Origin of the sequence: Mesorhizobium tianshanense, assembly GCF_007830515.1 — a bacterium.
Taxonomy (GTDB): Bacteria; Pseudomonadota; Alphaproteobacteria; order Rhizobiales; family Rhizobiaceae; genus Mesorhizobium; species Mesorhizobium tianshanense.
Genome location: NZ_VLKT01000029.1, coordinates 64,964 through 80,825 on the forward strand (window position 1 = coordinate 64,964; position 15,862 = coordinate 80,825).

The following is a 15,862-nucleotide window of genomic DNA, read 5'->3' on the forward strand; positions in this document are numbered from 1 at the left end:
CACGGGCAGGGTATCCTGTCGGTCGATCCGCACCAGATCGGGATTCCTGAGGACACTGCCGAAATCGAAGCCTTCGCCGCCACGGCTCAGCTCCCGCCGCCGGGCAGGGCCGCTCGTTCCAAGCCAAAGCGCCTGCGGTAATCGCCCGGCACCAGGCCGGTTATCCTGGCGAACACCTTGCGGAAGGAGCCGGGATCGTCATAGCCGACATCCCAGGCGATCTGGTCTATCGATCGGGTCGTCGCTTCCAGCATCTCACGCGCCTTGCCGACGCGCAGGTGCTGGCAATATTCGGTCGGTTTGAGGCCGGTGGCGTTGCGAAAGCGGCGCAGGAAGGTCCGCTCCTCCAGGCCGGCATGCTCCGCCATCGTGGCAAGCGTCACATCGCGCGCGCCTCTCGCCTGGAGCCAGTGCTGCACCTTGAGGATGGCCTCGTCGCGATGGTTCAGCCTGGGAGCAAAGGGGCTGTAGAAGCGTTGCTCGCGCCCCGGCGGATCCACCAGCATGAAACGGGCCGTGTCCATCATGACGGTCGGTCCAAGCACCCTGTCGACGAGCTTCAGGCCAAGGTCGGTCCAGGCCATATAGCCGCCGGCGGTGATGATGTCGCCATCGTCGATGACCAGCTTGCCGGCATCGAGCAGGATGTCGGGAAAGCGTATCGCCAGCGCGTCGCGATAGGCCCAATGCGTGGTCGCCACACGGCCGGACAGCAGGCCGGATTCGGCAAGCACGAAGGCGCCGGCACAGACCGAGCCGAGCGTCGCGCCTGTCGCATGGCAAGCCCTGAGCCAGCCGGCATAGGGCGCGGCCGCCTCGCGAGCGATCGGGTCCCCCAGGGTCGGAGGCAAGATAACCATGGCCGGTTCATTGCCGGCGCTGGGTTCGCTGTCCCCGGACTCGCTGTCAAAGGTGCGGATGACGGTTCGGCTCGCGTCCTCCAATTGCCAATGGCTGACGCGAAGCCTCAGCGCATCCGGCGACCGTTCGGCAGCCAGCCGGTTGGCCAGCTGGAAGAGATCGGTGAGGCCGAGGACGGCGGCTTCCTGAACCCCGGGATAGACGACGAGCCCAATTTCGACCGGATTACGCACCGCAGCCATCTGTCAGTTTTGCCTTGCTCAATGTCTGTTTTGCCAATCCTCACCATGCCCCCGTTGCGATAGCTTGTCCACAGAAGGAACGAACCTTCCCCGAAGACCTCTCAACCTTTGAAGGAGTAAGACGATGAGCGCGTTCACCACCAAGGACGGCACCGAGATTTTCTACAAGGATTGGGGCACGGGCCAGCCAATCGTGTTCCATCACGGCTGGCCGCTCAGCGCCGATGACTGGGACAACCAGATGCTGTTCTTCCTCGAGAATGGCTATCGCGTGATCGCGCATGACCGGCGCGGGCACGGCCGCTCGACACAGACGGCGACCGGCAACGAGATGGACACCTATGCCGCCGATGTCGCCGCTCTGGTCGCTCACCTCGACCTCAAGAACGCGGTCCATATCGGCCACTCGACCGGTGGCGGCGAGGTTGCGCGTTACGTCGCCCGCCACGGTGGCGAGGGACGCGTCGCCAAGGCGGTGCTGATCGGCGCGGTGCCGCCGATCATGGTCAAGACCGACAGCAACCCCGGCGGCCTGCCGATCGAGGTCTTCGACGGCTTCCGTGCCGCTTTGGTCGCCAACCGCGCCCAGTTCTACAGGGATGTGCCGGCCGGCCCGTTCTACGGCTTCAATCGCGAGGGCGCCAAGGTCTCGCAAGGAGCTGTCGACAATTGGTGGCGCCAGGGCATGATGGGTGGAGCCAAGGCTCATTACGACTGCATCAAGGCTTTTTCCGAGACCGATTTCACCGACGACCTCAGGAAGATCGACGTGCCCGTCCTCATCATGCACGGCGATGACGACCAGATTGTGCCGATCGCCGACTCCGCCCTGCTTGCGGCCAAGCTCGTGAAGCACGGCACGCTCAAGGTCTACGAGGGCCTTCCGCATGGCATGTGCACCACCCACCCGGAGATCATCAATCCGGATCTCCTGGCGTTCATTCGAGGCTGACGCGTCGGAGCTTTAAGCATGTCGCCTAAAGGTGCGTAGCGGTTGGGATAACGACATGCAAGCGCGTCGCATGAAACTCTTCAAACGCGACGCGCTTTAGGCGGGCACGCGCGGAAATCCGGGCTGCCCGTCGGTCGCTTGAGCGCCTCGCCGGCCGCAGATGTGCTTCCGGCGCAGGTGAGCCGGCAGCACGGACGATGATTTCCGGTGAATGGATGGTCGGAGTGGAGAGATTCGAACTCCCGACCCTCTGGTCCCAAACCAGATGCGCTACCAGGCTGCGCTACACTCCGAGTCCTTGCGGGCTATAGGGTTCCGGGCTTTGGAAGGCAACCCCTTAAACGACGAAACCAGCACAAACCCGGCTCGGCCGAGAGCGGAACGCCGCACCCGGTCAGCCGATCCCTAGTTCCCGTCCGGTCAGACCTTTATGAAAGCGGCCGTCGCATACATGAAGGCGATGCCGGCCGCCAGGCCACCCATGACCGGCGGTGTGAAGAAGGCATCGACGCCTTTCTGGTTGCGGCGCATCAGATAGGCGCCGACCTCGACGATGACCTGCAGGATCGCGCCTGCGCCGATGGCAAGCGCCAGCGCCGACCATTGCGGCGCATAGGCCAAGCTGCCGAGCCACATGCCGAGGACGGCAGGCCCGCCGGCGAGCAGGGCCAGCCCGGCGAACGTCCACAGCGGCGGCCGCTCCTTCAGGATCGGGGCGGCAATGCCGATGCCTTCGGTGACGTTGTGCAGGGCGAAGCCGAGCACCAGGAAGGTTCCGAGGCTTGCCGAGCCGGCCGCGAAGGCAGCGCCGATGGCAAGGCCTTCGCCGAGATTGTGAAGGCCGATGCCGAGCGCGATGTATCCGGCCAACGCCAGGCCTGTCGGCGTGCCGCGCCGCCGTCCGATCGCCATCAGGACAAAGAAGCTGGCCAGGCCCGCCAGCACCACCATGACCGGCCCTTGGAATACGGCGGCTGCGGTTCCGACCAGCTCGAAGGATTCTTCGACCGTGTCGACCAGCAGAAAGGCGAGCAGTCCGATGGTCAGCGCCAGCAGGAAATTCATGCCGCTTTGCCCGACACCGCGCAGCGCCGGATAAAACATGAGGCCGATGGCGACAGGCAGCACGCCGACGATGATGCCGACCAATCCCTGCAGCTTGAGCTGTCCCGCGGTGGCGGTCGGCGTCGGCACCGCAACTTCGATCAGGTGTTCGAAGGTGACGCCTGAGTTGGTTACCAGGTTGACCGTGTGCGTTTCGCCCAGAACCCACGGGAAAGGCAGGTTGATCCATGCCGTGGAGGCGCGCGCGATGTCGCCTGGCGGGTCCTGGGTGAATTGCCAGTAGGCGCCGTCGACCTGGACCTGGGCGATCTTCATCGGCTCGGAACCGCCGGCCCTGACAAGCAGATGAAGGCCCGACGTATCGATAACGATACGCTCGAAAGTCAGTTTCTCGACGGCGGGCGCGCCATTCGACAATCCTTGCAGCGGGTTGACGGCGATGATCCACGCCACCGCAATGGCGAGCGCGGCAAGAGGCAGGCCGATCCACAGCCAATGGGTGCGTGACCTTGCCGGCGAATCGATGGTGAAGATCTTGTTCATGCCAGCGCCTCGACGACGTCGAACATCCCCATCCAGCCGAGCTCGGTGAACTCGCTTTGGTGCGCGTGGAACATGTAGAGGCCCGGTTCGTGCTCGGCAAAGGTGAATTCCAGGATGCCGCGCTGGGCCTGGCACTGGATGATCAGGTCGACCGTTTTTAACGTCGGCGTCAGCGTCGTGCCCTGATCGAAATAGTCGAAGAAATTTCCGTGCAGATGAAACGAGTTGATGAGATCGAATTCCAGCACATTGACCAGGTAGATGCGCACCGGCTTGCCGCGCACGATGCGGATCGGCGTCTTCGCATAGGCATGGGCGATGGTGTTGGCGGCGTAGAATTCGTTCTCCTCGTCGAAATTGGTGTCGAACCCGTTCATGACCATCACCAGTTCCTGCCAGCCGGCATTCTCGGGCGTGTCGAGAAGCCGCGACCGGGCGATCTCCGCATGGTCGGGATGGCGACCCGGGTCAGGGTCGATGACAAAGGCACCGTACATGCCCTTGTGGATGTGCCTCTTCAGCGGCAAGGCGTGGCAGTGATAGAGATGGCAGCCAAAGGGCTTGGCCTCGAATTCGTAGACAAACTCGGCACCCGGATCGACCAGCCCGGCGCCGGGAATTCCATCCATGCGGGCGGCATGGATGCCGTGGAAATGCATCGAGTGCGGATGCGAGCCATTGTTCCTGAAGACGACGCGAATGCGCTCGCCTTCCTTGGCGCGCAGCGCCGGGCCGGGCACGCGGCCGTTATACGTCCAGGCGGGGAAGGTGACGCCCGGCGCGATTTCGATCGTCTTGTCCACGGCCGTCATCTCGAACGTCCTGAGCGTGCGCCCATCGGGCAGAACCGAGACCGTTCCTCGCTCCCAGTCCGTCAGCATCAGCATCGGATCAAAGCCGTTGGCGGCGTTGTCCACCTGGCCGACCGTGACCATCGCGCCATGCGCATTCAAATGCTGAGGCGCAGGATCGGTGGCGACGGCGGCCGCCATGTCATGACCGGTATGCGGGGCGGACTGACCGAGCGCGCTGCGGGCAGCGATCGCCGTGCCGCCCACGGCAGCAAGACTTCCCGTGAGGATGGAACGGCGGCTTATCCGATCGCGTAACCATACACCGACATCGACCATTCCGGATTCTCCCTTGAATTCACTTGCTTGGCCGAGAATAGCGTCAGCTGTTAAATATAGCAATGGCTTAATTACGGTCGCGGCATGCCTGCGGTAGTTGTCTTTGCGTCACGGTCTTGACGATCCATCGACCGAGATCATTTGAGTTTAGGAATTTTCAGCCCCTGGATGTCCGCGTGCGTGTGGCTCGTCTTGCTTGTCTCAATGGATCATGGCTGGTCGCATCCAATGGATTCTTGATTTCATCCCGTCAATTCGGTCCCATGTCATCGCAACTGGAGAAAATCCGTGATCTCACCAAGCATATTCTCTGTATCCGCTTCGGCCATTATTTTGGCCGGTTGCACCACTATGAGTTCTGGGACCTGGAATAATCTGCACGAGAAGATGCGCGATAGCCCGCAAACAAGACATAGGCTTATCGCCGACTGCATAGCGCGCCAGCGCGGGTTGAACTCGCACCAGAAAGTGGCGCACGCAAAGCTCGTCAATCGAAATGTCGCCAACTATGCCCCCACCTACTGCCGCCGCTTTCTCGGTGGCATCGCTTCGGGCCGAATTACCTATGACGACTATCTGAAGCTGGACTCACCAAATGCAGACCATAGCAAAGTGCTCAAGCTGATGGCGGGGCGTTGAGTTTCTGCCAGGCACTACCGTCACGCTATCATCGTCGGTGGCCCGCCTTGCCAAAAGCTGCGGCGAGCATCGGCCTTGCCGCCAGCGGCATTGCGAAGTAATGACGGGGGTAAAGCGGCGGGTGCCGCTCGCACGTAGCAACGAGGTGTCCATGTCCGCGCGCATTTTCAGCCCAGCCAAAACCGCGATGCAGTCCGGCAAGGCCAAGACCGGCTACTGGGTGCTGGAATTCGATCCCGAGATGCGCAAGAAGATCGATCCGCTGATGGGCTACACCACCTCGGGTGACATGCGCAGCCAGATCAGGCTCACCTTCGACACCAGGGAAGAGGCGGTGGCCTATGCCGAGAAGGAGGGGCTGGCCTTCCGTGTCGAGGAGCCGAAGGAAACCAAGCGCCGCCAGATTTCCTATGCGGAGAATTTCCGCTATGACCGCAGGACGCCCTGGACACATTGACTGGCAAATGCCGGGAGCTGATTCCGGCGCATGGTTTCAGCCGGCCCTGGGGTCGGCGCAGCGGTCCCGTAGCTCAGCTGGATAGAGCACCGGCCTTCTAAGCCGATGGTCACAGGTTCGAATCCTGTCGGGATCGCCAGTAATTCAAGGGTCCGTTCCGGACACATGGGTTACGGTTTATACCGGAGACATGGCGCGTGAATCCGTGCCTTTTTTCAGGTATCCGCACACCTTGGCAGACAGGATGCGCCGAGGTCGCGGACACCTCTTGTGCCTGCGTTCATTCCATGTCCGCAGTAAGGGGGCGTTGGCGGATTCGCTAATGTCGGGGTAGGGCCGATCTGAACGGGACTTTTCCACGAATGACATTGATGGGTGCGGCGGCGTTGCTGATCCTGATCCTGACCTATGCCGGCGTCGCTGTCGGCAGGATCCCCGGCCTGCGCCTCGACCGGGCAGGCATCGCGCTGCTCGGCGGCGCGGCGATGATCGCCATCGGCGCGCTCAGCCTGGAGGATGCCTAGCGCGCCATCAATTTCGACACCATCACGCTGTTGCTCGGCATGATGATCGTGGTCGCGCATCTGAAAGTCTCGGGCGCTTTCCGTGCGCTCGGTGCCGTCGCCATTGAGCACGCGCACGCGCCGTTCATGCTGCTGGTCACGGTGACGCTGCTGACAGGCGTTTTGTCGGCCTTCCTGGTCAACGACGCGATCTGCCTGGTCATGGCGCCGATCGTCGTCCATGTTACCCGCGTCATCAACCGCAACCCGGTTCCCTACCTGATCGCCACGGCCACCGCGTCGAACTGCGGCAGTGTCGCCACCGTCACCGGCAACCCGCAGAACATGGTCATCGGCGCGCTGTCGGGGATTTCCTATCCGGCCTTCTCGGCAGCTCTGGCGCCGGTCGCGCTGCTCGGCCTCATCGCCGTCATCGTCATCGTGCGAATCGTCTATCGGGCCGAATTCGAGCGCAAGACCGAGCTCAGCCCCGAAGTCTATCGCGGCCGCATGCTGCCGGGCCAGGTGCTGAAGGCGGTGGTCGTCTGCATCGGGCTGGCGATCGCCTTCTTCGCCGGCGTCCCGGTCGCCAAGGCAGCACTGGTCGGCGGCGCCATTCTTCTGGTGACCCGCGCCATCAAGCCGGCGCGCATCTACCGCGAGATCGACGGGCCGCTGCTGTTCATGTTCGCCGGCCTGTTCATCGTCGTCGCCGGCGCCGAGAAGACGCTGCTGACCCCCGACATCGTCGCCTCGGCAAAAGACCTGGGGCTGGACGATGTCTGGCGGCTGTCCGGCTTCACCGCGGTGCTGTCCAACATCATGAGCAACGTTCCGGCCGTGCTGGCGCTGCGGCCGTTCATACCCGGCCTGGAAAACCCCGAGCGTGCCTGGCTTGTGGTGGCGATGAGCTCGACGCTGGCCGGCAATTTCACGCTGCTCGGCTCGGTCGCCAATCTGATCATCGCCGAGCACGCGCGGGTCTCCGGCACACCCCTGTCGCTCGGCGCCTTCTTCAAGGTCGGGTTGCCGCTGACGCTGGTGACGCTGCTTGTCGGGACTGGGTGGCTGGCATGCTTCATGCCAGGTCAATAAAGTGGTTGATTCTCGCGGAACACTCGAGCAGTTCGATCGTCGAGAGAGCCTGATCGGACTATTTGGCGTGGGTGGGCCAGAACACCCAGATCAGCAAAGCTGCCAAAGCCAGCCAGAGCGCCACGATAAAGAACATTCCAGTCCTGCTTTTTGGGCGTTTTTCGAGCGCGGCAGCCCGCGCTCGAAACTCGTCCATCAGCGGCGGCGGAACAAGCCTTATGGCCAGGATCACGCCGAGTCGTACGATGATCAGGTCGTCGATATAGCCGAGCACCGGAATGAAATCCGGGATCAGGTCGATTGGGGAAAGCGCGTAGGCGGCCACCATCCCGGCCACGAATTTCGCAAACCAGGGCACCCGAGGATCGCGCGCGGCGAACCACAGGGCGACGACATCAAGCTTGACGCCGCGCGCTCGGCTCTTTGCCGTTTCCAGCCATGCTTTCATAGATTATTTTAGCACAGATTGTTCGCCGGTATCCAAGCGGCGGTTGCTGGAGGCCGAAAATAGGTCGATGCAGCACTGGCAGGGTTCGATCAGGGTGAAGCCGTCAGCAACTGAAACGACTTTCGAACTGCTTTTCGCAAGTCTTTTCAGAGCACTATGCCGGTTTTTCGAATCAGCTTGGCAAGCCGCTAGGAGCCGTCTGCCGCGGCGAGGCCGCGCGCTAGATCGGCCTTCAAATCCTCGACGTCCTCAAGCCCGATCTGCAGGCGGATGAGCGGGCCATCATAAGGGCCCTTGGCGACGACGCGGTCGCCGAGGAAGACCGGCACCGCAAGGCTCTCATAGCCGCCCCAGGAATAGCCGAGGCCGAATATCCTGAGCGCGTCGAGGAAGGCATGCTGCTGTTTCTGGCCGCCGCCCTTGAGCACAATCGAAAAAATGCCGCTCGAGCCGCAGAAGTCGCGCTTCCAGAGAGCGTGGTCGGGATGGCTGGGCAGCGCTGGATGCAGCACGCGCGCCACGCCGGGCTGGCCCTCCAGCCAGCCGGCGATGGCCAGCGCGCTGCGCTGATGATGGTCGAGGCGCACGCCCATGGTGCGCAGGCCGCGCAGCACCTGATAGACGTCATCCGGCCCGGCGCAGCAGCCCATCGTGTAGAAGGTCTCGCAAAGCTGCTTCCAGCAGGCCTTGTTGGCCGACACGGTGCCGAGCAGCACGTCGGAATGGCCGGCCGGGTATTTCGTCGCCGCGTGGATCGAGATGTCGACGCCGTGGTCGAGCGGACGGAAGTAGAGCGGCGTCGCCCAGGTGTTGTCCATCATGATGATCGCGCCTGCGGCATGTGCGGCCTTGGCGATGGCCGGTATGTCCTGCACCTCGAACGTGTTGGAGGCCGGCGATTCGGTGAACACGACCCTAGTGCTGGACTTGATCAGCGCTGCAATGCCGGCGCCGGCATGGGGGTCGTAATACTCGACCTCGACGCCCAGTCGTTTCAGCATCGTGTCGGCGAAATTGCGGGTCGGATGATAGACGGAATCGACGATCAGCACATGGTCGCCCGCCGACAGGAAGGCGAGCAGCGGCACCGTCACCGCCGCCAGGCCCGAGGGCACCACGATCGTACCGGCCGAGCCTTCCAGCGCGTCGATCGCGTGAGCCAGCGCGTCGGTGGTCGGCGTGCCGCGCGTTCCGTAGGTGTATTTCTGGCTGCGCGCAGCCATCGTCGCCGCATTGGGATAAAGCACGGTCGAGGCATGCACGACGGGCGGATTGACGAAACCGAAATAGTCGTGCGGATTGTTGCCCGAATGGGCAAGCAGCGTGTTGATGCCCATCTCGCTGTCGTTTTTTGCCATTGCTCTCTTCGCCCTATCGTAAACCGCTAGCCATAGTGCGGCGGCATTGACCGTGCAACCGCGCGCGCCCCGCCAGCCGGGGGACTTCGGATGGACCAAATCACTCCAAGTGGCCAGTCCAGCAGTCAGCGATCGAAGGTTGCACCGCTCACGCCGCTCGGGCGATGGGACTATGAAGGCGACCGCAAAACATATATACTTAAAGTCTAATATAAGTGTTGCCGGATTGCCTGATCGAAGGCTGCCGGATCCCTGTGGCACGCCGGCTGTTCCCCACGCAATTCGGCCTCTCGCCTGCAGAGGATGACGATACCAAGGGGAGGAATGCCATGCCTAACGTCAACTGGATGATAAAAGCGCGCGAATTCGTCAACTGTAACTGTGCCTATGGCTGCCCGTGCCAATTCAACGCACTGCCGACGCATGGATTCTGCCAGGCGGTGGCCGGCATGGAGATCGAGCGCGGCTATCACGGCGATACCAACCTTGACGGCTTGCGGTTTGCCGCGGTCTTTCGTTGGCCGGGCGCAATCCATGAAGGCAAGGGCGAGGCCGCGGTGGTCATCGACGAGCGGGCGACCGAGGCGCAGCGGGGTGCGCTGCTTCGCATCCTCAGCGGCCAGGACACAGAACCCGGCGCCACCATATTCCAGGTCTTCTCGACGACGCTGGAAAAGGTTTACGATCCGATCTTCGCCGCTATCGACTTCAAGGTCGACATTGACGCAAGAACGGCCCAATTGAGAGTGCCGGGCGTTACTGAGGGTCATGGCGAACCGATCAAGAATCCGGTCACCGGCGCCGAGCATCGGGCACGCATCAACCTTCCGCATGGCTTCGAATATACGCTCGCTGAAGCCGGGCGTGGTTGGACCAAGGCGACCGGCCCAATCAAATTCGAGGTCGCGGACACGCATAGCCACTTCGCCGATATCCACCTCTCGCAGAGCGGTGTCGTGCACTAGGCCCATGAGCGACACGGCCCTCGAGGCGGTGCTGCGGCGCGACCGCGCGGTCGTGACGGCGGCGCTTGTCGTCATTGCGGTGCTCTCCTGGGCTTACCTGCTGTGGCTCGCCGCCGACATGGCCATGCCCATGGCGCCAGGCGCCGACATGGCGGGCATGGACATGGCGAGCATGGACATGGGGGCCGCGATTGCGCCCGGGTTCCAGGCATGGACGCCGGCCGATTTCGCCTTCATCTTCGCGATGTGGGCCGTGATGATGGTCGGCATGATGACACCATCGGTTGCGCCGATGGTGCTTCTGTATGCCGGCGTCGGCCGCAAGGCGCAGGCGAGTGGCCGCCCCATCGCGTCGACAGCATGGTTTTTTACCGGCTATCTGCTCGTCTGGATCGCCTTCAGCATCGCGGCGACCTGTGCACAATGGCTGCTGACCAGCCTCAGCTTGCTGGGCCCGGCGATGGCGAGCAACAGCACGGTCGTGGGCGGCCTCGTTCTGATCGCCGCCGGCCTCTATCAATGGGCACCGATGAAGGGCGTCTGCCTGCGGCAATGCCAGGCGCCGATCGCGTTTCTGGCCAGTCATGGCGGCTTCCGGTCCGATCCGCTCGGCGCGCTTCGGTTCGGGACCATTCATGGCTCCTATTGCCTCGGCTGTTGCTGGGCGCTGATGGCTCTCCTTTTCGTCGGCGGTGTCATGAACGTCCTGTGGATCGCCGGCATCGCGATCCTTGTTCTTCTGGAGAAAACCGTGCCGACCGGGCAGCTGATCCCGCGCATCTCCGGCGCGCTGATGGCGATCGCCGGCGTCTGGCTCCTCGTTGGAGCGTTTTGAACGTAAAGCGCATGATCCCGAACCGAAGGTCAGCGAAGCAAAAGCCGACATCGATTTCGCTCGGGGTCACGCACAAAATCAAAGCGCCGCAGCGTCCTTTGCGCGCCCATTGGCGAGCGCCCGTCTGGACACGCAAAAGGCGCGGACCATGCCAATTCATTCCATGAGAAAGTCAGTAACGCTGCGTAAATCCGAGGGGCGGATTCTGCAGGCCCGGCCGCGTTCTGCGTTGGACCGGACTTTGCCGGCTTTGTTCGCACTGCTGACTAATTTCCAGGCGCGTTTGTCTGCAATTCAGGCATTTGCGGCAATTGGTTTTCAAACTCTTTCGGTTTCGGTCATTTTCCTTGACCTCACTGGAATAATCGCCTTCGATGCAGTTCGTGAATGGGAGGCAGGGGTTCCGGGAATGGGCCGGAACGGGAAGCTGCGTTCACACGGAAAAAAAAGTCAGGTTCGCCTGAAAAAAACAGAAAAGGGTCTGTGGGTTATGAAACACATTGCAATCGGCATTCTGGGCGCCGCCGCGTTTGGATTGATGGCTTCGGCCGCATCGGCGGCCACGCTCGACGACGTCAAGGCGAAGGGCTTCATCCAATGCGGCGTCTCGACCGGTCTGGCCGGCTTCTCGGCGCCGGACGACAAGGGTGACTGGCAAGGCATCGACGCGGATTTCTGCCGCGCTGTCGCGGCCGCCGTTTTCGGCGATGGCACCAAAGTCAAGTTCACGCCGCTCAGCGCCAAGGAGCGCTTCACCGCGCTGCAGTCGGGCGAGGTCGACATCCTGTCGCGCAACACCACCTGGACCATCAACCGCGATACGGCGCTTGGGCTGAACTTCGCCGGTGTCACCTACTATGACGGCCAGGGCTTCATGATCAACGCCAAGAAGCTGCCGGGCGTGAATTCCGCGCTGCAGCTTTCGGGCGCGGCGGTCTGCGTGCAGAGCGGCACCACGACCGAGCTCAACCTTGCCGACTATTTCAAGTCGAACAAGATGGAGTACAACCCGGTCGTCTTCGAAAAGCTGGATGAGGTCAACGCCGCCTATGATGCCGGCCGCTGCGACGTCTATACCACCGACCAGTCGGGTCTCTACGGCATCCGGCTGACGCTGGGCTCGCCCGCCGATCACGTCGTGCTGCCCGAGATCATCTCCAAGGAGCCGCTCGGACCGGTGGTCAGGCAAGGTGACGACCAGTGGTTCCACATCGTTCGCTGGACCTACTACGCCCTGCTGCAGACGGAGGAACTCGGCATCACCAAGGCCAATGTCGACGAGATGAAGGCCTCGGACAATCCCGAGATCAAGCGCGTGCTCGGCGAGGAGGCCGACACCAAGATCGGTACCGATCTCGGCGTCTCCAACGACTGGGTCGTCAACATTGTCAAGGCGGTCGGCAATTACGGCGAAATGTTCGAACGCAATGTCGGTTCGGGCAGCCCGCTGAAGATCGCGCGCGGCATCAACGCGCAGTGGACCAAGGGCGGCCTGCAATACGCCATGCCGATCCGCTGATCGAAATGTGATCCGGAAGGCAGCTTTCCTGCCTTCCGGTTTCTCTTTCCAGGGGATGTTCGAATGGCATCGCAGGAAATTCTTCGCGAGGAGCCAAGCCGCGGTTCCTTCATAAACGATCCGAAAGTCCGCGGCATATTCTTCCAGGCGGTGGTCGTCATCGTGCTGGTGGCGTCGGTCTGGTGGATCGTCCAAAACACCATCGACAATTTGACGCGCCTGAACATTGCGTCAGGCTTCGGCTTCCTCAGGGGCCGCGCCGGCTTCGACATCAGTGACAGCGCGATCGCCTATTCGTCGGATTCGACCTATAGCCGCGCCATTCTGGTCGGCTTCATCAACACGCTCATCGTCGCCGGCGCCGGCATCGTCACCGCCACCCTCATCGGCTTCATCCTCGGCATCGGCCGGCTTTCGCGCAACTGGCTGATCCGCAAGATCTGCATGGTCTACGTCGAGGTCTTCCGCAACATCCCGCCGCTGCTGGTCATCTTCTTCTGGTATTCCGGCGTGCTGGCCGTGCTGCCGGCGCCGCGTGACAGCTACAACCTGCCATTCGGTTCCTTCCTCAACCAGCGCGGCTTCTATTTTCCGCGCGCCGTCTGGGGCGACGGCTCCTGGTTGATCTTCGTCGCTTTGCTTCTCGGCATCGCCATGGCATGGTTCGTTGCCCGCAAGGCGCGTCAGCGGCAGATGGCGACCGGCCAGCAATTCCCGGTGTTCTGGACATCGGCGGCGCTGATCGTCGGCCTGCCGCTGCTTGCCTACGCGCTGAGCGGCTTCCCTTTGAGCTTCGACTTTCCGCAGCAATCGACGTTCAATCTGGTTGGCGGCTTCCAGGTCAAGCCGGAGTTCCTGTCGCTCTATCTGGCGCTGTCCTTCTACACCGCCGCCTTCATCGCCGAGATCGTGCGCGCCGGCATCATGGGCGTCAGCAAGGGCCAGACCGAGGCAGCAGGCGCGCTTGGGCTGCGGCCGGGATCGATCCTGCGGCTTGTCGTCGTCCCGCAAGCCATGCGCATCGTTATTCCGCCATTGACCAGCCAGTATCTCAACCTGACCAAGAATTCCTCGCTCGCCATCGCCATCGGCTACCCGGACCTGACGGCGACGACCGGCACGGTGCTGAACCAGACCGGCCAGGCGATCGAATGCGTGCTGATCATGATGGTCGTCTATCTCGTGCTCAGCCTGCTGACCTCCGCGGTCATGAACGTGGTCAACGCCAGAATGGCACTGGTGGAGAGGTAGGACATGCAGGAGCACGACCTTTCCTTCGTCCGCGTCGAAATGGCCGCTGCACAGCCGGCGCCGCCAAGCGAGCGTGGTCTGGGCGCCTGGATTCGCAGGAATCTGATTGCTTCGATCGGCGACACGATCCTGACCATTATCGGTATCGTGCTGGTCGCGATGATCCTGCCGCAAGTGATCAACTGGGCCTTCATCAACGCCCAGTGGACCGGAACGGACCGCACCTTCTGCGCCACGGTGGCGCAGGGCGGCATCCAGCCGGACGGCTGGACCGGTGCCTGCTGGGCCTTCGTCAACGCCAAGTTCGGCCAGTTCATGTTCGGCCGCTATCCCCTGGATGAGCGCTGGCGGCCGATCCTGATTGCCGTCCTGTTCGCGGCACTTCTGGTGCCGCTGCTCATCCCGAAGGTGCGGCGCAAGGGGCTGAACGCCATGCTGTTCTTCGGGGCGCTGCCAATCCTTGCCTTCATCCTGCTGGTTGGTGGCGTGTTCGGCCTGCCGCATGTCGAAACCTCGCTATGGGGCGGGCTGCTGGTGACGCTCAGCCTGTCCTTCGTCGGCATTGCCGTGTCGCTGCCGCTCGGCATCGTGCTGGCGCTCGGCCGGCGCTCGAAGATGCCGATCGTCAAGATGCTGTGCGTGGTCTTCATCGAGACGGTGCGCGGCATCCCGCTGATCACCGTCCTGTTCATGGCCAGCGTCATGCTGCCGCTGTTCCTGCCGGCCGGAGTTACCTTCGACAAGTTCCTCAGGGCGTTGATCGGCGTCTCGCTTTTTGCCGCCGCCTACATGGCCGAAGTGGTGCGCGGCGGTCTGCAGGCGATCCCCAGGGGCCAGTACGAAGGTGCGGATTCGCTCGGCCTCGGCTACTGGCAAAAGATGGGCCTGATCGTGCTGCCGCAGGCACTGAAGCTGGTCATTCCCGGCATCGTCAACACCTTCATCGGCATGTTCAAGGACACCAGCCTAGTCTACATCATCGGCATGTTCGACCTGCTCGGCGTCGTCAAGCTGAACTTTTCCGACGCCAACTGGGCGACGCCGCAGACGGCCAGGTCGGGGCTGGTGTTCGCTGCTTTTATCTTCTGGCTGTTCTGCTTCGGCATGTCGCGCTATTCGATGTTCACGGAACGGCGGCTCGACACCGGCCACAAACGCTAAGAACAAAAAAGGGACCTTCCATGACCACCGAAAATGCAGTCAGCGCGGAAGAGATCAAGGTCAACGCCGCCAAGATGCACATCTCCGACACCGATGTCGCCATCGACATCATCGCCATGCACAAATGGTACGGCGAATTCCATGTGCTGAAGGACATCAACCTGAAGGTGATGCGCGGCGAGCGCATCGTCATTTGCGGCCCTTCGGGCTCCGGCAAATCGACGATGATCCGCTGCATCAACCGGCTGGAAGAGCACCAGAAGGGCAAGATCATCGTCGACGGCAAGGAATTGACCAACGATCTGAAGAAGATCGACGAGGTGCGCCGCGAGGTCGGCATGGTGTTCCAGCACTTCAACCTGTTCCCGCATCTGACCATCCTGGAAAACTGCACGCTGGCGCCGATCTGGGTGCGCAAGACGCCGAAGAAGCAGGCCGAGGAAATCGCCATGCACTTCCTCACGCGCGTCAAGATCCCGGAACAGGCCAACAAATATCCCGGCCAGCTTTCCGGCGGTCAGCAGCAGCGTGTCGCCATCGCCCGCTCGCTGTGCATGAATCCGCGCATCATGCTGTTCGACGAGCCGACCTCGGCACTCGATCCGGAAATGATCAAGGAAGTGCTGGAGACGATGGTTGGGCTGGCCGAAGAGGGCATGACCATGCTCTGCGTCACCCACGAGATGGGCTTTGCCCGCAAGGTCGCCAACCGGGTGATCTTCATGGATCAGGGCCAGATCGTCGAGCAGAACACGCCGGCCGAGTTCTTCGACCATCCGCGCCACGAGCGCACGAAACTGTTCCTGTCGCAGATCCTGCACTGATCGTCATGCAAATC

General features: G+C 62.3%; 14 protein-coding genes, 2 tRNA genes and 1 pseudogene. 11 read left to right on the forward strand and 6 right to left on the reverse strand.

Going from position 1 to position 15,862, the window contains the following annotated elements; all coding sequences use genetic code 11:
* Nucleotides 1-86: 86 nt before the first annotated feature.
* Nucleotides 87-1,103, reverse strand: a complete 1,017-nt coding sequence (locus tag IQ26_RS22290; protein WP_145720496.1) for a GlxA family transcriptional regulator — start codon at nucleotides 1,101-1,103, stop codon at nucleotides 87-89.
* 124 nt (nucleotides 1,104-1,227) lie between these two features.
* Between IQ26_RS22290 and IQ26_RS22295 the strand changes: the two genes are divergently transcribed.
* Entirely contained in the window at nucleotides 1,228-2,055 is an 828-nt protein-coding gene (locus IQ26_RS22295) for an alpha/beta fold hydrolase (protein ID WP_145720497.1), read from the forward strand.
* Between the two features lie 216 nt (nucleotides 2,056-2,271).
* Here the strand turns inward: IQ26_RS22295 and IQ26_RS22300 are convergent.
* The 3 genes from IQ26_RS22300 to IQ26_RS22310 all read right to left on the reverse strand — a co-directional run bounded on the left by IQ26_RS22300 (nucleotide 2,272) and on the right by IQ26_RS22310 (nucleotide 4,793).
* Nucleotides 2,272-2,348 (reverse strand) — tRNA-Pro (locus IQ26_RS22300).
* A gap of 127 nt (nucleotides 2,349-2,475) precedes the next feature.
* Nucleotides 2,476-3,663 carry a ZIP family metal transporter gene (locus tag IQ26_RS22305; RefSeq protein WP_145720498.1) on the reverse strand — a complete coding sequence of 396 codons (1,188 nt, stop codon included), beginning with the start codon at nucleotides 3,661-3,663 and terminating at the stop codon, nucleotides 2,476-2,478.
* Complete coding sequence (locus IQ26_RS22310) at nucleotides 3,660-4,793, reverse strand: multicopper oxidase domain-containing protein (RefSeq protein WP_145720499.1); 1,134 nt, start codon at nucleotides 4,791-4,793, stop codon at nucleotides 3,660-3,662. The genes IQ26_RS22305 and IQ26_RS22310 overlap by 4 nt, the downstream gene beginning before the upstream one ends.
* Before the next feature lie 288 nt (nucleotides 4,794-5,081).
* Between IQ26_RS22310 and IQ26_RS22315 the strand changes: the two genes are divergently transcribed.
* The 4 genes and pseudogenes from IQ26_RS22315 to IQ26_RS22330 all read left to right on the forward strand — a co-directional run bounded on the left by IQ26_RS22315 (nucleotide 5,082) and on the right by IQ26_RS22330 (nucleotide 7,487).
* Complete coding sequence (locus tag IQ26_RS22315; RefSeq protein WP_145720500.1) at nucleotides 5,082-5,432, forward strand: hypothetical protein; 351 nt, start codon at nucleotides 5,082-5,084, stop codon at nucleotides 5,430-5,432.
* 151 nt (nucleotides 5,433-5,583) lie between these two features.
* Complete coding sequence (locus tag IQ26_RS22320) at nucleotides 5,584-5,889, forward strand: ETC complex I subunit (RefSeq protein WP_145720501.1); 306 nt, start codon at nucleotides 5,584-5,586, stop codon at nucleotides 5,887-5,889.
* Nucleotides 5,890-5,951: 62 nt separating this feature from the next.
* Nucleotides 5,952-6,028: transfer RNA gene (locus IQ26_RS22325), tRNA-Arg, on the forward strand.
* Between the two features lie 223 nt (nucleotides 6,029-6,251).
* A pseudogene (locus IQ26_RS22330) lies at nucleotides 6,252-7,487 on the forward strand (anion transporter).
* A 58-nt stretch (nucleotides 7,488-7,545) separates the two neighbouring features.
* On the opposite strand, the gene IQ26_RS22335 reads toward IQ26_RS22330, so the two are convergent.
* Nucleotides 7,546-7,935 (reverse strand): YkvA family protein, encoded by a 390-nt coding sequence (locus tag IQ26_RS22335; protein WP_145720502.1) that lies wholly within the window; start codon nucleotides 7,933-7,935, stop codon nucleotides 7,546-7,548.
* 188 nt (nucleotides 7,936-8,123) lie between these two features.
* Entirely contained in the window at nucleotides 8,124-9,293 is a 1,170-nt protein-coding gene (locus IQ26_RS22340) for a cystathionine beta-lyase (protein WP_145720503.1), read from the reverse strand.
* A gap of 329 nt (nucleotides 9,294-9,622) precedes the next feature.
* On the opposite strand from IQ26_RS22340, the gene IQ26_RS22345 reads away from it, so the two are divergent.
* The 6 genes from IQ26_RS22345 (at nucleotide 9,623) to IQ26_RS22370 (ending at nucleotide 15,848) form a co-directional block, all read left to right on the forward strand.
* The gene (locus IQ26_RS22345; RefSeq protein WP_145720504.1) at nucleotides 9,623-10,258 is read left to right on the forward strand and encodes a DUF1326 domain-containing protein; all 636 of its coding nucleotides are present in this window, start codon (nucleotides 9,623-9,625) and stop codon (nucleotides 10,256-10,258) included.
* A 4-nt stretch (nucleotides 10,259-10,262) separates the two neighbouring features.
* Nucleotides 10,263-11,093 (forward strand): DUF2182 domain-containing protein, encoded by an 831-nt coding sequence (locus tag IQ26_RS22350; protein WP_145720505.1) that lies wholly within the window; start codon nucleotides 10,263-10,265, stop codon nucleotides 11,091-11,093.
* Between the two features lie 490 nt (nucleotides 11,094-11,583).
* Complete coding sequence (locus tag IQ26_RS22355; RefSeq protein ID WP_145720506.1) at nucleotides 11,584-12,612, forward strand: amino acid ABC transporter substrate-binding protein; 1,029 nt, start codon at nucleotides 11,584-11,586, stop codon at nucleotides 12,610-12,612.
* A gap of 63 nt (nucleotides 12,613-12,675) precedes the next feature.
* Nucleotides 12,676-13,863: an amino acid ABC transporter permease gene (locus IQ26_RS22360; RefSeq protein WP_145720507.1), complete on the forward strand. Its 1,188-nt coding sequence runs from the start codon at nucleotides 12,676-12,678 to the stop codon at nucleotides 13,861-13,863.
* Nucleotides 13,864-13,866: 3 nt separating this feature from the next.
* Nucleotides 13,867-15,024 (forward strand): amino acid ABC transporter permease, encoded by a 1,158-nt coding sequence (locus tag IQ26_RS22365; RefSeq protein WP_145720508.1) that lies wholly within the window; start codon nucleotides 13,867-13,869, stop codon nucleotides 15,022-15,024.
* A gap of 74 nt (nucleotides 15,025-15,098) precedes the next feature.
* Nucleotides 15,099-15,848: an amino acid ABC transporter ATP-binding protein gene (locus tag IQ26_RS22370; RefSeq protein WP_174654397.1), complete on the forward strand. Its 750-nt coding sequence runs from the start codon at nucleotides 15,099-15,101 to the stop codon at nucleotides 15,846-15,848.
* Nucleotides 15,849-15,862 lie beyond the last annotated feature (14 nt).